Source organism: Novosphingobium sp. (assembly GCF_039595395.1).
Classification (GTDB): domain Bacteria; phylum Pseudomonadota; class Alphaproteobacteria; order Sphingomonadales; family Sphingomonadaceae; genus Novosphingobium.
In genome coordinates this window covers 2,298,481-2,314,107 of record NZ_JBCNLP010000001.1, presented here as the reverse complement: position 1 = coordinate 2,314,107, position 15,627 = coordinate 2,298,481, and the positions used below count along the sequence as shown (strand labels likewise).

Genomic DNA, 15,627 nt, shown 5'->3' with positions numbered 1-15,627 from the left:
ATTAATCTATGTTATGCATTTTTCGCTGCATTAAGAGAAAGCTGGCGATGGATGTTAGGGGTTTCAAGGATTTTTCCACTCTCCCGTAACAAAGAACCCGAAGAAGAGCATACCTTAATCGATGACCCGACCCTCTTCAGGAGGGTTCGCTTGTGATGGGAGGATTAAAGCCCCGCGTCATGCTCATTCACCCTTCCTGGTTTTGCAACCTTCGCGCATCAGCCCTGGCCATGGCAGGTTTTGAAAGTATCCCATGAACGAAGACGGAAGCTGCGATCGCCAATGAGCAAATGGCCCAGATCGCCTGTTTTTCGGCGAAGGGTTGCCTGTTAAAGGCATACTGCAGATAGAAGAGCGTACCGATTCCTCTGATCCCGAAAAATCCGATCAGCATCCGCGCATAACGGCCCTCGCGTGAGCCTGCAAAACCGATCAGCGCCGAGGCAGGCCTGATCACGGCGATCAGGACGAGTGCCACGCAGACGCCCATCGGCGTGATGGCTTGCAGCAGTCCCGATCCCAAGCCCCAGCCAAGCACGAGCAGAATTAGCATCACCAACACACGCTCGACCTGCGCGGAAAACTCCGCCATGGTGACATGAAATGCATCGTCCGGGCAGGTTGAACGGATGGCGATCGCAGAGACAAACACCGCGACAAAACCATTGCCTTGCAGCATCAGCGTGACGGCATAGCACAACAGGGTGGCACCGATGGCAGCGAGCCCCTCTCCGGTGTTGGACAGTTTGATCGCAGGCAATTCGAACAGAAGATAGCCGACCGCTCTTCCCACGATGGTGCCTACCAACAGACCGACGGCCAGTTCCCCGAACAGATCGGCCGCCAGCCAATGGCCGATGTCGGCAACGCCCCGTTCCAGCAAAAGCGCCAGCACAATGAACGGAAAAGCGAAGCCATCGTTGAGCCCGGCTTCAGCGGTGAGGGCAAACCGCGTCTCACCATCCTCGCCGGCGCCGGGCGGTCCTGTCTGGACATCGGCGGCAAGAACCGGATCTGTGGGCGCCAGCGAAGCGGCAAGCAGCAGCGAAGCGGGCCAGCCAAACCCGAGAGCGTAATGGCCAAGCAGGAGCAGGGTACCAATTGTCAGCGGCATGGCGATCAACAACAGGCGCCAGACGGAAGCCCAGCGCCGCAGGCTGAAACGCCGATCGAGCCGCAACCCGGCCTCCATCAGGGCAAGAACGACGATCATCTCATTGATTTTCTCCGCCACACCGCCATCGCCCAGGGGGCCGGCGGGCAATCTGACGAGGTTGGTGAAAGACAGGCCGAAGCCTGCAAGCAGGCAGAGCATCGGGAGGGACAGCGGCAGACGCCGCAACATCATCGGTGCCCAGCTTCCAAGCAACAGCAGTGCGCCGATCACCAGAAGCAACAGAGGATAGGAGACAGCCAGCATCATCTATTCAAGTCTCACGAGCACATATGGCTCCCCACCGCGTTGGAGATAATCGTTCCATGGTACGGACCTGAGCCCATCGCGATCAATTTCACGGACGTAGCCCTGATCATGGATATGAGCACAATGAGCCAAGCGATGCGTGACCTCGATCTTGTCTTTTCGCGTCTCGCACAGTCGAGGTTTCGGAGTCGGTTCAAGCTGGGAAGCAAGGAGCGGGAGTATCTGGAACCGCGTGGGCTCGACACGGTGCTGGATCACGCCCGTGATTTTATCGTCAAACGTCTTGCCCCCGCCCTACCGAAGAATGATGGCAAGCAGACCCCGATGCGCGGCCACCCGGCCCTTATCACCCAGCACGCCACCGCGACCTGCTGTCGCGGCTGCCTCGCCAAATGGCATGGCATCCCCGCCAGGCATGAACTCACCCAACAGCAGCAGGAGCACATTGTGGCTGCAATTCGGGGCTGGTTACAGGCAGCAATGTCTCAGCCAACGACCGGCACCGGTGGGATAGCCTCCGGGGGCACGAGCGCGGCCTCTTCGCGCGAATAGGTGCCGACATAACTCCGGCGGCCAACCCTGCGCGAGACAGCTGTCGCGGCCATCATAGCGCCTGTCACCGCAGCTGGCTGTCCTTGCTGCCGCGACGGTTGAAGGAGGACCTGGCCGCGCTGCTGTCTCGCTTTTCCTGGCAGGCAACGCAGGTTCGTGCGCCCGGGAGTGCCTTGCGCCGAGCTTCGGGGATTTCCTCTCCGCAAATCATGCAGAAGGGTTCGCCATCGCCGGCAGGCATGCGGGATCGCGCGAAATCCACCGCTTCTTTCACACTATCCTCGATCTGGTCCTCCACTGCTCCGTCGCGGGTCCATCCTCCAGCCATAGTCTCCGTCCATTTTCCCAATCCTGATGGAAAAGACCAGCGGCCCTATAGGTCCCTTGGCTTTCTGGGGCTCGGGATGGAAATGATCACAAAGGCCTTCGCCATGGATGCGCTAGCTGGTCGCATCCGCGCTATGATCGAAGCCTCCCAAGACTTTTGCGCCGGCCCTGCCGAAGCGGAGACAGCGGATTGGAAAATTGGTCATCCCCCCCTAGCGCCGCGCGCACGGCTCCCTTAGAACCAGCGCAACTGATGATCGGGACTGAATAATGGCGCTCGTAAAGAAATCGACCCTCGGCGCTCGCGCAAAATCTGTGGCTGAGGCCGTTGTTGCGCCACCTGCACAGCCCCGACGGACATCCGTTAAGTCGACCGGACGGAAAGCTGTCACTGCTGCAGGCAGGATCGATCAGGCGACGCAGGAATTGGCAAGCGGGCTGGGCGAAGCCTCCGCGGCGACGCTGGAATTGCAACACACCATGGACCATATCGCGAGCAGCGCGGAGGAAGCAGCAGGTGCCGCTCAGGAATCGCTTGGGCTGATCGCATCCCTTGGATCCGGTTTCAAGGATGCGCGAGATCGAGCCGACGAGGCGCGTCAGCAGACAGACAGGGCAGCTATAGCCTTCGGCGAGATCGGCGCATTGATCGACAGTTCAGTCGCGGCAATTACCCTGAGCGCCCAGCGCCAGTTGTCCAGCGTCGAGCTGATCGATGCTCTGGAAGCAGCCTCGCGCAACATCGACGCGATCGGGGCAGAAGTGGCCGATGTGTCGGATCAGACCAGCCTGCTCGCGCTCAACGCTGCCATTGAAGCTGCGCGAGCCGGCTCCGATGGAGTCGGTTTCTCCCTCGTCGCGGACGAAGTCCGGGCGATTGCCGAAGCTTCCGAGGCTGGAGCCGGCACAATTCGCGCGCTTTCAGCCGTGATCGCGCAGGATGTGCTCCGCATCGCCGAGAAATTACGCGCCGCATCTGTCCAGGCAACCGAAGAAGCCCAGGCTGGAAGTAAGGTCGTGTCAGAGCTCGCGGCGGGGCGTGACAATCTGGTCGAACTCGGGCTCGCCGCGCAGGACATTCTACAGGCTGCCAGCGAATCCGAATTGGCGGCGCGCGAAGCCGAACGGGGGGCTGAGCAGGTCGCCAGTGCCGCAGAGGAGCAGACGGCAGCCGCCGCCGAGGCACGGCGGGCTACGGAGCAGCAGGCAATCTCACTGGAAGAAAGCCAGAAAACCGCAGAAGCATTGGCCAAAATGACTGGCAAACTTCAGGACGACGGGCAATCGGCTCTTGCCGAACAGGTGGCGGCGGCTGCCGAGCAGCTTTCTGCGACGGTGCAGGAACTGTCGGGATCGGCAACCCAGATCCTGACCGCTCTCGATCAAATTGGCCGGGGCACCGATGTTCAGGCCGCTGCAACTGCACAGTCCAATGCTGCCATTGCGCAGATCGAGGCTGCCGCCCAGCGTGCGCAGGACCGCGCCGCTCTTGCCAATGAAAGTATCGTCGGGATCGTGCAGGCTGCGCGCGATAGCGCCGCACTGGTCAATCGCCTTGCCAATGGCGTGGCTTCAGCGATCGCTGAGATCAATGCGGTTCTGAGCTTGCTCTCCGGCCTTCACAGCACCAGTCGCAAAATCGAGACCATCACCGATCGCCTGGCGCTCGCCGCTGTGCAAACGAGCATGCTGGCCGTCAGCGGCGCAGTAGAGGCCACCCGTGCCGGTCAGGCTGGGCGCGGTTTTGCTCTGGTTTCTGCCGACATTCGTAAACTCTCGCGCGGAGCCGCGGACAGCAGCGAGCGCGGCAAGGAGGGCGCGCGCGATATTCAGGACCAGATCGCCACGATCCGCCGTGAGCTGGAACAGGTCGTCGGCGCAGCAGAAGCCGAAATCGAGCGCAACCGTGCCATGGTCGAGCGTTTTGCGCAGGTCGTTGCCGGATTGGAAACAGCACGCGAGAAAAATGGCGTAATCCTGACGGGAGCTCAGGATATTCTGCGCGCCGTCCGCGAAATCCAGAGTGGGACGCGGCAGATCGCAGAAGCTGCCGATCTCGCCTCGGTCGCCGCTCGAGATGCCAGCGCTGCGGCTCGCCAGCAAAGCGAAGCGGCAGAAGCCCTGGCTGCGTCCATCGAGGATATTGCTTCGATCGCCACCGTGCTTGCCGCTGGCGAGGCCTGAGCGTTTGCCCGCCGCGACTGCCTCCACCACCAGGTTGCTGACCTTCCGCCTCGGCGCGGAAAGGTTTGCCATGGCGGCGGAAACGGCGCTGGAGGTCTTGCCAACGCCCAGATTGTCGCGGGTGCCTCATGCGCCCGAAGCCTTGCTCGGCGTTGCCGGTCTGCGCGGTGACGCCATTCCAGTGTTCTCGTTCGCGCGGCTGATGGGGCGCGAGGATGTGCCGTGCGAGCGAATCATTCTTACCGATCTGGACGGGCAGGTCGGGCTGGCCGTCACAGCGGTGTCGGAGCTGCTGGATGGGCGTGTAGCTCCCGGAGTTCCGCTGCTCGATCCTGCAGCCCTGATCACAGGCGCCATGCCCGATCGCAGGAGGCGCGCCACATCCGGTCGTTCCGTCCCAACGGTGGAAAGCGGCAAGGAGGAGGTCGAAAGCCTCGCCATGCTTGCCTTCACCGTAGGGCAACAGGACTTCGCGCTTCCCCTGTCGGCGGTGGAAGAGGTTCTTGCACTCCCCGAAGACGTCACGCTGATGCCGCATGCCGATGCGGCGACCGTGGGCAGCATCGCCTGGCGGGGCATGATCCTGCCTCTGGTCTCGCTTGCCGGTCTGCTGGGTATGGAGAGGGCCGAGGGGCAGCGACGGTCGGCGGTGGTGGTCGCGCGCGTCAAGGCGCATCGGCTCGGTCTCGTTGTCGATGCGATCCAGTCTGTGGAGCGGGTGGTCGAAACGGCCATCGATCCGGTCCCCCAGCTGCTCAATCGCGGCAGCGAGGCGCGCATTCAGGCGATCTGCAGGCGTGGCGACAGCCAGCGGCTCCTGTCGGTGCTCGCTACCGATCATCTGGTCGGCCAGGACTTAACGACTGGGCTGCTTACAGACGATACGGGGACTGGCGAAACCATGAGCGATGCCCTCACGGCCGAGGAAGACCTGTCCTTCCTGACCTTCATGATCGGCGAGGATCATTTCGGTCTGCCCATCGAAGCCGTCCTCGAAGTCACGGCCCTGCCACCCCGCCTGACCGCCTTGCCGCGCGCGCCTGCCTTCGTGAAAGGCGTGATGGAGGTCAGAGGCCAGATCGTGCCCGTGATCGATCAGGCCCAGCGTTTCAAGGGCGAAGGCGTGGTCGCGGAGAGGCCCCGTGTGATCCTGGTGCAAATCGGAAAGCTCACCGCCGGATTTCTGGTCGATGCCGTGCGGGAGGTAACCCGCCTGCCCGCCTCCTGCTTGCGCGAAGCGCCCGATCTGGGGGTTGAGGGAATGCGCGTGTTCGACAGGATCGCGACGGTTGAGGGGCAGGATGGTCTGGTGCTGATCGTGAGCCCGGAGGAATTGCTCGACAAGGCCGAGCGCGACCTGCTGACTGAACTGGGCAAGAAGGGTGCGAAATCCCGAACGTGACCAAATTGCTGATCGTCGACGATTCCGCCCTTATGCGGCGCCTGCTGACGGAAATCTTCACCACTGCCGGTGATTTCGAGATCGCCGTGGCCCGCAACGGCGCCGAAGCGCTCGAGCAGCTTGGCACCTTCCGTCCGGATGTGATCACGCTCGACATCCATATGCCGGAAATGGACGGGCTTGCCTGTCTCGATCGCATCATGGTGCTTCACCCGTGTCCGGTGGTCATGGTTTCCTCACTGACCGCCGAAGGGGCGGAGGAAACACTTGAAGCGCTGGCACTGGGCGCGGTGGATTTCATTCCCAAACCCAAGGGCGCCCTCTCTCTCGAGATCGACGCCATTGCCGCGGATCTCGTGACCCGGGTCCGTTCCGCCGCGACAGCCCGCGTTCCGCGCAGTCATCGACTGCGGGAAAGGCTGCGCGCGCGAGCACCGCGCCGCCTTCCGGCCCCATCTAACCCTCTCGCGGCGGTCCAAACTACAATCGCCCCCTCACCCACGGATATGCCCGGTCTGGTGCTGGTCGGCTGCTCGACCGGTGGCCCTCCCGCGCTCGACAGGTTGCTCGGAGGCCTGCCAGCCGGCTTTCCCTGGCCCGTGCTGATTGCTCAGCATATGCCCGGCTCCTTCACGGGCCCCCTGGCGCGAAGGCTTGACCGGCTCTGCGCGCTCGATGTCATGGAGGTCGATAAAGCCACCCCGCTGGCTTCCGGACATGCCTATATCGGGCGGGGGGATGCCGATCTCATCCTTTCCCGGCGGGCCGGTCATTTGGTCGCCCTGCCCGCGCCAATGAGTGAGGCCCATCTCTGGCACCCCAGCGTGGATCGCCTTGTCGACAGCGCGTTGCGCCTGGTCGCACCCCAACGGCTGATCGGGGTGTTGATGACAGGGATGGGCAATGACGGAGCAGCAGCCATGGCCAGATTGAAGCAGGCAGGCGGCCAGACCATCGCCGAGGCCGAAAGCACTGCTGTCGTCTGGGGTATGCCTGGCGCCTTGGTGAGCCGGGGCGGGGCATCGCGCATCTGTGCGCTTGACACGATCGCCGGCGAGTTGATGGCGCTGCTGACGCCGTGACCAGACAGTCCTCCCCGCCTTTGCCGGCCCTCACCGCTCTGGAGCTTGCGCGGGTTTCAACCCTGATCCACGGCTGGACCGGCATGGTCTTCGGAGAGAACAAGCGCTATTATATCGAGCGACGCATTGCCGAACGGATGGCTCGACGGCGTGCGGCAACCGCCTCCGCCTATCTTGATTTCGCTGTTGATGATGACGGTGAGCGGCAAGCGCTTATCAACGCCTTCACCATCAATGAAACCTATTTCTATCGCGAAGAGCATCAGCTTGCCGCGCTCTCGCGCGATATTCTTCCCGAGATCACGCGGCATCGAACGCCTGGCGATCTGGTACGAATCTGGTCGATGCCCTGTGCCACGGGGGAAGAGGCCTATTCGATCGCCATCTGGTTGCTGGAAAACTGGACGCTGGTCGATGCCTATAACATCGAGATCGTGGGATCCGACATTGACACTGCCGCCTTGGCCAGAGCGGTGGAGGGCAATTTCTCGCAACGCTCGCTCGCACGTCTGCCCGAAGCCCTCTTGAACAGCTATTTCGAGCCCGAGCAGCATTGTCAGCGGCGCATCATTGCGGATCTTCGCGAATCCGTGCGCTTCACCCAGGCCAATCTCATTGATCCGGCCAGCGTGGCCCCGCTTGGCCGATTCGATGTTATTTTGTGTCGTAACCTGCTGATCTATTTCGATGATGATGCACGCATCGCAGCAGGCGAAACTCTTTATGATCGACTGAATCCGGGCGGTTATCTCTGCCTCGGGCACAGCGAGTCGATGAGCCGCATCTCGGATCGCTTCACGGTGACTCGCCTTGCCGACGCAATCGTCTATCGTCGGCCATGATGGACGAGTTGCTCGAACAATTCCTGATTGAAAGCCGGGAGCTGGTTGTCCAGGCGGCCAAGGATCTCGCAATGCTGGCCCGCGATCCGATCGACGGCGCTGCCATCGACAGCGCCTTTCGGGCAATCCACACGCTCAAGGGCTCTTTCGCGATCTTCGCGCTCTCGCCGGCAGAGCGACTACTGCACGCGGCGGAAGATGTGCTGGAACAGGCCCGCAAAGGCGCTGCCTTGCTGCGATCGGCAACGCTGGATGGGCTGACAGCCTGCCTCGACCAGACCGACCGCTGGATCGATGCCATGGAACAAGACGGTGCCTTGCCCGGCGATGCCGAAGAGCGGGCGAGCGCCGTGCTCGCTCTCCTGCGCGGGCATGTCGCGGATCAGCTGCCAGAAGCCAGTACATCCGAGCCCCCTAGCCAGGCGACAGACTGGCTCACCGCCCTTGTTGCGCGCGAAGCCCATCAGATCGATCAGTCCATCGCCGATCTGATCGCTTTTCGCTATCGTCCCGATGCGGATTGCTTCTTTCGCGGTGAAGACCCCCTCGCCGTGGTGGAAGCGATACCGGATCTGGTCGCACTGGCGATCCTGCCTGCCGAGGGATCATGGCCAAGGACCGCCGAACTCGATCCGTTTGCGTGCCTTTCGCTGATCGAGGGGCTGAGCGCCGCTGATGAGGCCGATCTGCGTGCCGCCTTCCGCTTGCAGCCCGATCAGGTCGAGTTCGCCGCCCTGCCCCGCGCTTCCCGCAAGCCAGATGGGGAGAAGATCACGGCTGACGGCGCCCTTCTGCGGATCGAATCCACGCGCATCGACGCGCTTGCGGATGGCCTTCGTGATCTTGCCATCGCCATCAATTCCCTTGCACCTCTCGCCAATGAAATGGGTCAGTTGGACCGCGCCATGGCTTCCCGGCTGCGCAGCGCTCAAGCCAGCATCGAACGTGTCGCAACCAGCCTGCATGGACATCTGGCCCAGATCCGGCTTGTGCCGCTCGAAGGCACGCTGCGCCGCCTGCCGCGCGCCGCCCGCGAAATCGCTGACGCCCTTGGCAAGTCCGTGGCCTTCACGATGGAAGGCGAAACCATCGAAGCCGACAAGCAGATCGCCGAGGGCCTGTTCGAGCCGCTGCTACATCTGCTGCGCAATGCCATCGATCATGGCATCGAAATGCCCGCCGTTAGGCAAGCGGCTGGCAAACCGCCTCAGGGCCGATTGCGGCTGACCCTTGCGAGGGACGGCGACGCCATCACCGCAACCCTCAGCGACGACGGCTCCGGCATCGACCCTGCTCGCATCCACCACATGGCCGTCGAACGCGGCCTGCTCGACCAGGACGCCGTCTTGAGCGATGATGAGAGTGCGCTACGCCTGATTTTCGAGCCCGGCTTTTCCACCGCCGCCGCCATCACCGATCTCTCCGGACGGGGCGTGGGCATGGATGCGGTGCAGGTGGCGGTGCGTCGCCTGCGTGGCACCATCACAGTCGAGAGCAAGGTGGGATCGGGCACCAGCTTTCATATGCGCTTCCCGGCACATGCCCTTACCACCCAATTGCTGGTGGTCGAGATCGAAGGGGACCGCTTTGGCATTCCTTTCGGGCAGGTTCGCGAGACGCTGCGGATCGACGCCTCCGCCATCAAGCCGGCCGGGCTTGGGCAGGTCTGCGTGCTGCGTGGTTCGGCCGTTCCAGTGGTCGATCTTGCCGGCCTGCTTGGTTTACCCTCGATGACCGCCCCCACCGCCCGTTTGGTGGTGACGCATGTCGAGGGCAGTCCTGTCGCGCTGCGGGTTGGAAACATATCCCAACGCCTCGATACGGTGATCAGACCGCATGGCGGCGTGCTGGGGCAGGCACATGGCATGCTTGGCTCGGCGATCATGGGGGACGGCAGCGTGCTGCTGGTGCTTGACGTCCAGGAGCTTCTGGCATGAGTGTCAGGGTTGAAGGCGGAGTGATTTACCTTGCCGGGCGATGCCCTGCCGAGGATGCTGAGGATCTGCTTCGCGCGCTCGAGGAAGACGCGCAAGCAACGATCGACATCTCAGGTCTGCAGCGACTGCATATGGCGCTCATGCAGGTGCTGCTGGCCGTTCGCCCTGTCATCCGGGGACAGGCTACCGCAGGCCCCCTCTCCCGAGAAATCTTCCTCCGCCTCATTTCAGATAACGACACGACGCCAAAAAATCCATAATACGCAGGTCAAACCCCATTTCAATGCAGGGCCGCGACCATAAGCCGCCCGGAGAAGCCAATGCCGATCACCGTTCTGATTGTTGATGACAGCAAGCTCGCCCGGATCGTTGCGGGCAAGGCCCTTGCCGCCCTCCAGCCGGAGTGGGACAAGCTGGAAGCCGGCAGCGCGGCGCAGGCTTTCGACGTCATTGCCAGCCAGGCTCCTGACCTCGCGCTGATCGATTTCAACATGAGCGAAAAGGACGGGCTTGAACTTGCGGGCGAGTTGCGCGTTCTCTACCCCGACATGCCCATTGCCATCATCACCGCCAACATTCAGGATGAGATCATCGCGCGTGCGCGTGAGATCGGCGCCGCTTTCGTGGCCAAGCCGGTGACCGCCGACGCTTTGGAACCCTTCCTTTCGGGCTCGGCGCTGCGCCTGCGGTCGAAACGGGCATGAGCGGCGAGAGCATCACGCTTGGCGAGCTTGAGCGCGATGCGCTGACGGAGATTGTCAACATCGGCGTCAGCCGGGCTGCCTCCAGCCTGCGCAAGATGATTGGCGATCAGGTTTTGCTGTCCGTCCCCTCCATTGAGGTGGTCAGCCAGCGCCGCGCCGCGCGGCTGATCAGCGAGCGTGAAATCACCGATCTGGTGGCCGTCAGGCAGGATTTCTCCGGGCCTTTCTCGGGCCGGGCCTTGCTGATCTTCCCCGAGACCAACAGCCTTGAGCTTGTCCATGCGGTGACCGGTGGCGAGGTGGCCATTGAGGATCTCGTCGAAATGGAGAGCGAGGCCTTGTGCGAGACGGGCAACATCATCCTCAATGCCTGCCTCGCCACCATGGCCAATATGCTCAAGCGCTCGCTGACGATGACGCTGCCCGAAGTGCTGCGCGGCAGCAGCGCCAGCCTGTTCGATGTGACAGCCGAAACCTCTGAAAAGAGCCTCGTGCTCTTTCTCTATATCGATTTCGCGGTGCGCAGCCGGGACATTCGCGGCTATATCGCGATGATCATGGACCTGCCCTCCCTGGAGATCCTGAAAGACCTGCTCGACGAATTCATCGCCCGCGTCGTCGGCGATGACGCTTGAGCCTGGCATGGTGACGCCGCGCAACTTCGCTTCCGTGCCGGCAGCCGCAGGCGCCAGCGGCACCTGGGACTGGGATATCCGGCGCGACATCCTGCATATCGACGAGAATTTTGCCGAGCTTTACGGCCTTCAACCCGAAGCGGCACACGCAGGGCTACCCACCAACATCTTTTTCCAGGCGATCCATCCCGATGATCGCCCGCGTATCCGTATTGCCGTGGCGGGGCTGCTGGCCGGGGCGGAGCTTTTCGCCAAGGACTTCCGCATTGTAACGGCCGCCGGCGCCGTGCTGTGGATGCACGGGCGGGGCCATTGCCATCTCAGCGACAACGATGAGCCGCTGCGCTTCACCGGCCTGCTGGTGGACATCACCGAGCGCAAGCGGGCCGAGGAAAAATTACGAATTGCGCAGAGTGCGGGCGGCATCGGCAGCTTCGAATATATCGACGGTTTTGCCACCGTCACGGTCTCGGGCGAGTTCTGCCGCTTGCTTGGTCTGCACCCTGCCCCGGTGCTGCCCGTGCAGACGATCAACGGCGTTTTGCTGGATGACACAGCGCCGCTGGTCCCGGGTCCGGGAGACACACGGATTCCAGAAAGCGTCGATGCCGAATTCCGCATCGCGCGAAGCGATGATGGCGAGGAGCGCTGGATCGCCCGCCGCGGCGAGATCATTCACGAGGGCGCGGGTTTTCGGCTGGTCGGCGTGATCTATGATGTCACCGCCGCCAAACGGCAGGAGGCCGAACTTCGTGAGTGGAGCGACCGGTTGGAAAGCCGGGTTGCCGAGGAGGTGGCGATCCGTCAGCAGGCCGAGGAAGCGCTGCGCCAGGCACAGAAAATGGAAGCTGTGGGCCAGCTGACGGGCGGCATTGCTCATGATTTCAACAATCTGCTGATGGCGGTCATGAGCAGCCTTGCCCTGCTGCGCAAGCGTCTGCCCGCCGATCCCGCGACCGATCGTTTGCTCGATAGTGCGATGCAGGGCGCCGAACGCGGCGCGGCCCTCACCCAGAGGATGTTGGCTTTTGCCCGGCGTCAGGACCTGACGTCGGAAAGGGTGGATATCTCTGCACTTGTGACCGGCATGCGTGAGTTGGTCGAGCGTACCTTGGGTCCGGCATGGTCGCTCAATCTGCTGTTCGATGAGAACCTGCCGTTTGTCCTCGCCGACAGCAATCAGCTCGAAATGGCGGTGCTCAATCTGGCGGTCAACGCACGTGATGCCATGCCTCAGGGGGGCACTATCATCGTTTCGGCGAGACTGTGCCACGACGGTTCGGTCCGTCATGCGCGTCTCCGCCCTGAGCCCTACATCGCTCTGTCGGTCATCGACCATGGCGAGGGCATGGATGAGATCACCCTCGCCAGAGCAACCGAGCCCTTTTTCACCACGAAGGGCGTTGGCAAGGGGACGGGGCTTGGGCTCTCGATGATTCATGGGCTTGCCGAACAGCTTGGCGGCGCCTTCACCCTGCACAGCGTGCTGGACGAAGGAACTGAAGCGACCTTGCTGCTGCCGGTTGCCTCGGCGGGCTCGCTTCCCGTCAAAGCTCAGCAGACGTCGGCGGACATTGTCGCTGATCTGACATCGCTCAAAATTCTCGCCGTCGACGACGATGGACTGATCCTGATGAACACCGTCGCCCTGCTTGAAGACCTTGGTCATGAGGTGCTCGAAGCAATCTCAGGCCAGGAGGCACTCGAACTGATTGGTGAAAATCCTGACCTCGATTTGCTGATCACCGATCAGGCCATGCCGAAAATGACCGGCACACAGCTGGCTGATCTCGTCACGCTCGAACACGCGAATCTTCCAATCATCCTCGCCAGTGGCTATTCTGAACTGCCCGAAGGTTGCCAACCGCGCATCGTCCGGTTGGGCAAGCCCTTCACGCAAGAGATGCTGGAGCAGGCCATCATTCAGGCCATGAGAAGCGCCGCGCAGCCGGCCTGATTTGACAGCCTGCCCAGAGGCACCCTTCATCGCCGACTAAGCCATCGACGGCGACATACATCGTGCCTTGCAAGGCATGTGTAAAACCTTTTGGCCTTCCGAAATGGAACTGGGCCACCCGCGGGCAGCTTTCATCACGATACGAGAGATGGACTGGCCATGGCGACCGATGCTTCGAAAACGACCTTGCTTGCCGCCCTGGGGGCAAATACCGGTATAGCCATCGCGAAATTCTGCGGGGCGGCCTACACTGGCTCCTCCGCGATGGCCTCAGAAGGCATCCACAGCCTTGTCGATACCGGCAACCAGATCCTGCTGCTCTTCGGGCTGAAAGACGCCAGCCGCCCGGCAGACGCTCCCCATCCTTTCGGCTATGGATTGCGCTTGTATTTTTGGGCCTTCGTGGTTTCGGTGGCGATCTTTGCTCTGGGTTCTGGCCTCACGATCCATGAGGGGCTGGCGAAGATCGGCCATCCCACGCCAATCAGTCATGCCTGGGTCAATATGCTTATCCTGGCGGTCAGCATCCTGCTGGAAGGCACGTCGTTGCTGGTGGCAATCAAGGCCGTGAAGAAAGAGGCCCGCAACCGCTCCCTCAGCTTTCTGGAGACGCTGCGCACCCATCGCGATCCGACCATCTTCGCGGTGATCTATGAAGACACCGCCGCCATCGCGGGTCTGCTGGTCGCCCTCGCCGGAACCGTGCTCGCACTCGTGCTCGACATGCCGGTGATCGATGGCTGGACCTCGATCATCATCGGTCTCATTCTGGCCGTCACTGCAATCAGCCTGGCCCGGCGCTGTTACACGCTGCTGACCGGCCAGGCCGCCGATCCGGTGATCGAGGAGCGCCTGCGCGAGATCCTTGGCGAGATCGCGGTGATCGACCATGTCAATGAGGTACGCACCATGCACTTCGGCCCCTCCGAAGTGCTGCTGATCGTTTCGGCGGATTTTCGCGATGATACGCCGGCAGCGATCGTGAAGCGCATCGTCGCACAGGTGGATGAGAGGATGCGCGACGCGTTTGAAGATGTGCGCCGGGTCTATCTCGAGGCGCAATCCATCCAGAGCCATCTGGAGGTGCTCGACGATCTCGGCGAGGACGCTGACGCCCTCGCCTGGGACAATGTCGAAACCTAGGCCTCCCGCACAGGCGGTGGCCCGCGAAAGCGATCAAGCCCGGCCATGGGGGGCAGATGCACGGCTTTGCCGCTGCGCGCGCTGTCGTAGATCGCTTCCATCAAGCGGTGATCCTGCACACCCTCTTCGCCTGGCGTGTAGGGATTCCGCCCGGTCAGCACACACTCGGCCATATGGTCGATTTCGGTGGCGAACTGGTTTTTGGCCGTCAGGACCAGTTCGTTGCGGCTGGTGGCATCGCCTTCGCGCCCGATCACGCTCATCTGCTGACCGACATATTGGTAGCAGTTGGGCAGATCGATGGCGGCCTTCTCCAGGTTCATCCGGGCATGCTTGTCGTCGCGCCCGCCGTAACTGGTAAAGCAGTTTGCCACCGTGCCGGAGGGAAAGCGCAGCATGAAAGACACGGTTTCCTCCACCTCTGCGAAGCGGGGATCACCAGGCGGCGAGAATGTGGTCGCGAAAATTTCCACCGGTTCCTCACCGGTCATGAAGCGCGCCGTGTTGAGGCAATAAAGGCCGATGTCGAAGAGCGAGCCGCCCCCCGCCATGGCCTTCTTGTGTCGCCACTGCAGATGGCCGTCCTGCGCCACGGTCTGGGTGTTGATCCCGTGATAGGCGAGCAGCCTGCCGTGCCCGTTGTCGCGCACCATCTCCATGGCGCGGCGGTTGTAGGGCTCATACTGGATACGATAGGCGACCATCAGCTTGACACCCGCCGCGCGGCAGGCCTCGACCATCGCCTGAGCATCGACGGAACTGACCGACATCGGCTTTTCGCTGAGAACATGCTTGCCGGCCCTTGCCGCGCGCTCGGCAAAAAGCCGGTGCATGGCATTGGGCAGTACGATGTAGACGACCTTGATTTCGGGGTTGTCGCGGATGCTGTCGAAGCTCTCGTAGCTGTAACAGGCCTCCGGCTTGATCCCATATTGGGTGGCAACCAGCCTCAGTTTCTCGGGCGAACCGGAGACGAGGGCGACAGGACGGGCCTTCATGGATTGGGCAAAAGCAGGCAGGATTTCCTCCAGCGCCAGCCGCCCCAGCCCGACAATGGCAAAACCCACGCGCTGTTCCGGCGGCAAGGGCGCGGGCGTCGGGCCCGAAGGCGTGTCGGCCGGGTCGCGCCACGCGGGGAACACCATCTTGCCCTTCTCGACATGGCCGGTATCGACCGCGCTGGGCGGCGTGAAGCCAGGCACGCCCGCCATCGCGCGCGAAGAGAGCATCAGTCCCCCGGCGCCCCACCCTGCAACACGAAACAGAGAGCGGCGGTTGAGGCGATCAAGTCGGTTCACAAGCTTCGCTCCTTCGCGGATATCGCAAGATGCAATGCATGAAGGCGCGACGAGGTCGCGGCGCGAAAAGCACCATGCCGTCCATGAAGATCGGCTGATCGATTTCGGTACTGCGCAGCGAGGGGAACCTCAGCCCCTCAC

General features: G+C 62.4%; 14 protein-coding genes. 11 read left to right on the top strand and 3 right to left on the bottom strand.

Going from position 1 to position 15,627, the window contains the following annotated elements; all coding sequences use genetic code 11:
* Positions 1 to 187: 187 nt before the first annotated feature.
* The gene (locus ABDW49_RS10700) at positions 188 to 1,423 is read right to left on the bottom strand and encodes a cation:proton antiporter (RefSeq protein WP_343611808.1); all 1,236 of its coding nucleotides are present in this window, start codon (positions 1,421 to 1,423) and stop codon (positions 188 to 190) included.
* Positions 1,424 to 1,558: 135 nt separating this feature from the next.
* Between ABDW49_RS10700 and ABDW49_RS10695 the strand changes: the two genes are divergently transcribed.
* On the top strand, positions 1,559 to 1,975 hold the full coding sequence (locus ABDW49_RS10695; protein ID WP_343611805.1) for a DUF4186 domain-containing protein: 417 nt from the start codon (positions 1,559 to 1,561) through the stop codon (positions 1,973 to 1,975).
* Positions 1,976 to 2,039: 64 nt separating this feature from the next.
* On the opposite strand, the gene ABDW49_RS10690 is transcribed toward ABDW49_RS10695, so the two are convergent.
* A complete protein-coding gene (locus ABDW49_RS10690; protein ID WP_343611803.1) occupies positions 2,040 to 2,303 on the bottom strand; it encodes a DksA/TraR family C4-type zinc finger protein in 264 nt (87 codons plus the stop codon).
* Between the two features lie 269 nt (positions 2,304 to 2,572).
* Here ABDW49_RS10690 and ABDW49_RS10685 point away from each other — a divergent pair, with 269 nt between their 5' ends.
* The 10 genes from ABDW49_RS10685 (at position 2,573) to ABDW49_RS10640 (ending at position 14,188) form a co-directional block, all read left to right on the top strand.
* The gene (locus tag ABDW49_RS10685; RefSeq protein WP_343611801.1) at positions 2,573 to 4,486 is read left to right on the top strand and encodes a methyl-accepting chemotaxis protein; all 1,914 of its coding nucleotides are present in this window, start codon (positions 2,573 to 2,575) and stop codon (positions 4,484 to 4,486) included.
* A complete protein-coding gene (locus ABDW49_RS10680) occupies positions 4,446 to 5,888 on the top strand; it encodes a chemotaxis protein CheW (protein WP_343614239.1) in 1,443 nt (480 codons plus the stop codon). The genes ABDW49_RS10685 and ABDW49_RS10680 overlap by 41 nt, the downstream gene beginning before the upstream one ends.
* The gene (gene cheB / locus ABDW49_RS10675) at positions 5,885 to 6,970 is read left to right on the top strand and encodes a chemotaxis-specific protein-glutamate methyltransferase CheB (RefSeq protein WP_343611799.1); all 1,086 of its coding nucleotides are present in this window, start codon (positions 5,885 to 5,887) and stop codon (positions 6,968 to 6,970) included. Before ABDW49_RS10680 ends, cheB begins: the two co-directional genes overlap by 4 nt.
* Complete coding sequence (locus ABDW49_RS10670) at positions 6,967 to 7,812, top strand: protein-glutamate O-methyltransferase CheR (RefSeq protein WP_343611797.1); 846 nt, start codon at positions 6,967 to 6,969, stop codon at positions 7,810 to 7,812. The genes cheB and ABDW49_RS10670 overlap by 4 nt, the downstream gene beginning before the upstream one ends.
* Entirely contained in the window at positions 7,809 to 9,749 is a 1,941-nt protein-coding gene (locus ABDW49_RS10665; RefSeq protein WP_343611795.1) for a chemotaxis protein CheA, read from the top strand. Before ABDW49_RS10670 ends, ABDW49_RS10665 begins: the two co-directional genes overlap by 4 nt.
* Positions 9,746 to 10,009, top strand: a complete 264-nt coding sequence (locus ABDW49_RS10660) for a hypothetical protein (RefSeq protein ID WP_343611793.1) — start codon at positions 9,746 to 9,748, stop codon at positions 10,007 to 10,009. The genes ABDW49_RS10665 and ABDW49_RS10660 overlap by 4 nt, the downstream gene beginning before the upstream one ends.
* A gap of 60 nt (positions 10,010 to 10,069) precedes the next feature.
* A complete protein-coding gene (locus ABDW49_RS10655; protein ID WP_343611791.1) occupies positions 10,070 to 10,453 on the top strand; it encodes a response regulator in 384 nt (127 codons plus the stop codon).
* Positions 10,450 to 11,088, top strand: coding sequence for a chemotaxis protein CheX (locus ABDW49_RS10650; RefSeq protein WP_343611789.1), 639 nt, complete (start codon positions 10,450 to 10,452; stop codon positions 11,086 to 11,088). Before ABDW49_RS10655 ends, ABDW49_RS10650 begins: the two co-directional genes overlap by 4 nt.
* A 7-nt stretch (positions 11,089 to 11,095) precedes the next feature.
* On the top strand, positions 11,096 to 13,045 hold the full coding sequence (locus ABDW49_RS10645) for a PAS domain-containing protein (protein ID WP_343611787.1): 1,950 nt from the start codon (positions 11,096 to 11,098) through the stop codon (positions 13,043 to 13,045).
* 159 nt (positions 13,046 to 13,204) lie between these two features.
* Positions 13,205 to 14,188, top strand: coding sequence for a cation diffusion facilitator family transporter (locus tag ABDW49_RS10640; protein WP_343611785.1), 984 nt, complete (start codon positions 13,205 to 13,207; stop codon positions 14,186 to 14,188).
* On the opposite strand, the gene ABDW49_RS10635 is transcribed toward ABDW49_RS10640, so the two are convergent.
* Positions 14,185 to 15,486, bottom strand: coding sequence for a Gfo/Idh/MocA family oxidoreductase (locus ABDW49_RS10635; protein ID WP_343611783.1), 1,302 nt, complete (start codon positions 15,484 to 15,486; stop codon positions 14,185 to 14,187). The genes ABDW49_RS10640 and ABDW49_RS10635 overlap by 4 nt on opposite strands.
* Positions 15,487 to 15,627: the final 141 nt, after the last annotated feature.

What these genes read in the sequence shown, in the direction of transcription:
- ABDW49_RS10700 (WP_343611808.1), bottom strand. Translation starts at nt 1,423, where the DNA reads ATGATGCTGGCTGTCTCCTATCCTCTGTTGCTTCTGGTGATCGGCGCA.
- ABDW49_RS10695 (WP_343611805.1), top strand. Translation starts at nt 1,559, where the DNA reads ATGCGTGACCTCGATCTTGTCTTTTCGCGTCTCGCACAGTCGAGGTTT.
- ABDW49_RS10690 (WP_343611803.1), bottom strand. Translation starts at nt 2,303, where the DNA reads ATGGCTGGAGGATGGACCCGCGACGGAGCAGTGGAGGACCAGATCGAG.
- ABDW49_RS10685 (WP_343611801.1), top strand. Translation starts at nt 2,573, where the DNA reads ATGGCGCTCGTAAAGAAATCGACCCTCGGCGCTCGCGCAAAATCTGTG.
- ABDW49_RS10665 (WP_343611795.1), top strand. Translation starts at nt 7,809, where the DNA reads ATGATGGACGAGTTGCTCGAACAATTCCTGATTGAAAGCCGGGAGCTG.
- ABDW49_RS10660 (WP_343611793.1), top strand. Translation starts at nt 9,746, where the DNA reads ATGAGTGTCAGGGTTGAAGGCGGAGTGATTTACCTTGCCGGGCGATGC.
- ABDW49_RS10655 (WP_343611791.1), top strand. Translation starts at nt 10,070, where the DNA reads ATGCCGATCACCGTTCTGATTGTTGATGACAGCAAGCTCGCCCGGATC.
- ABDW49_RS10650 (WP_343611789.1), top strand. Translation starts at nt 10,450, where the DNA reads ATGAGCGGCGAGAGCATCACGCTTGGCGAGCTTGAGCGCGATGCGCTG.
- ABDW49_RS10645 (WP_343611787.1), top strand. Translation starts at nt 11,096, where the DNA reads ATGGTGACGCCGCGCAACTTCGCTTCCGTGCCGGCAGCCGCAGGCGCC.
- ABDW49_RS10640 (WP_343611785.1), top strand. Translation starts at nt 13,205, where the DNA reads ATGGCGACCGATGCTTCGAAAACGACCTTGCTTGCCGCCCTGGGGGCA.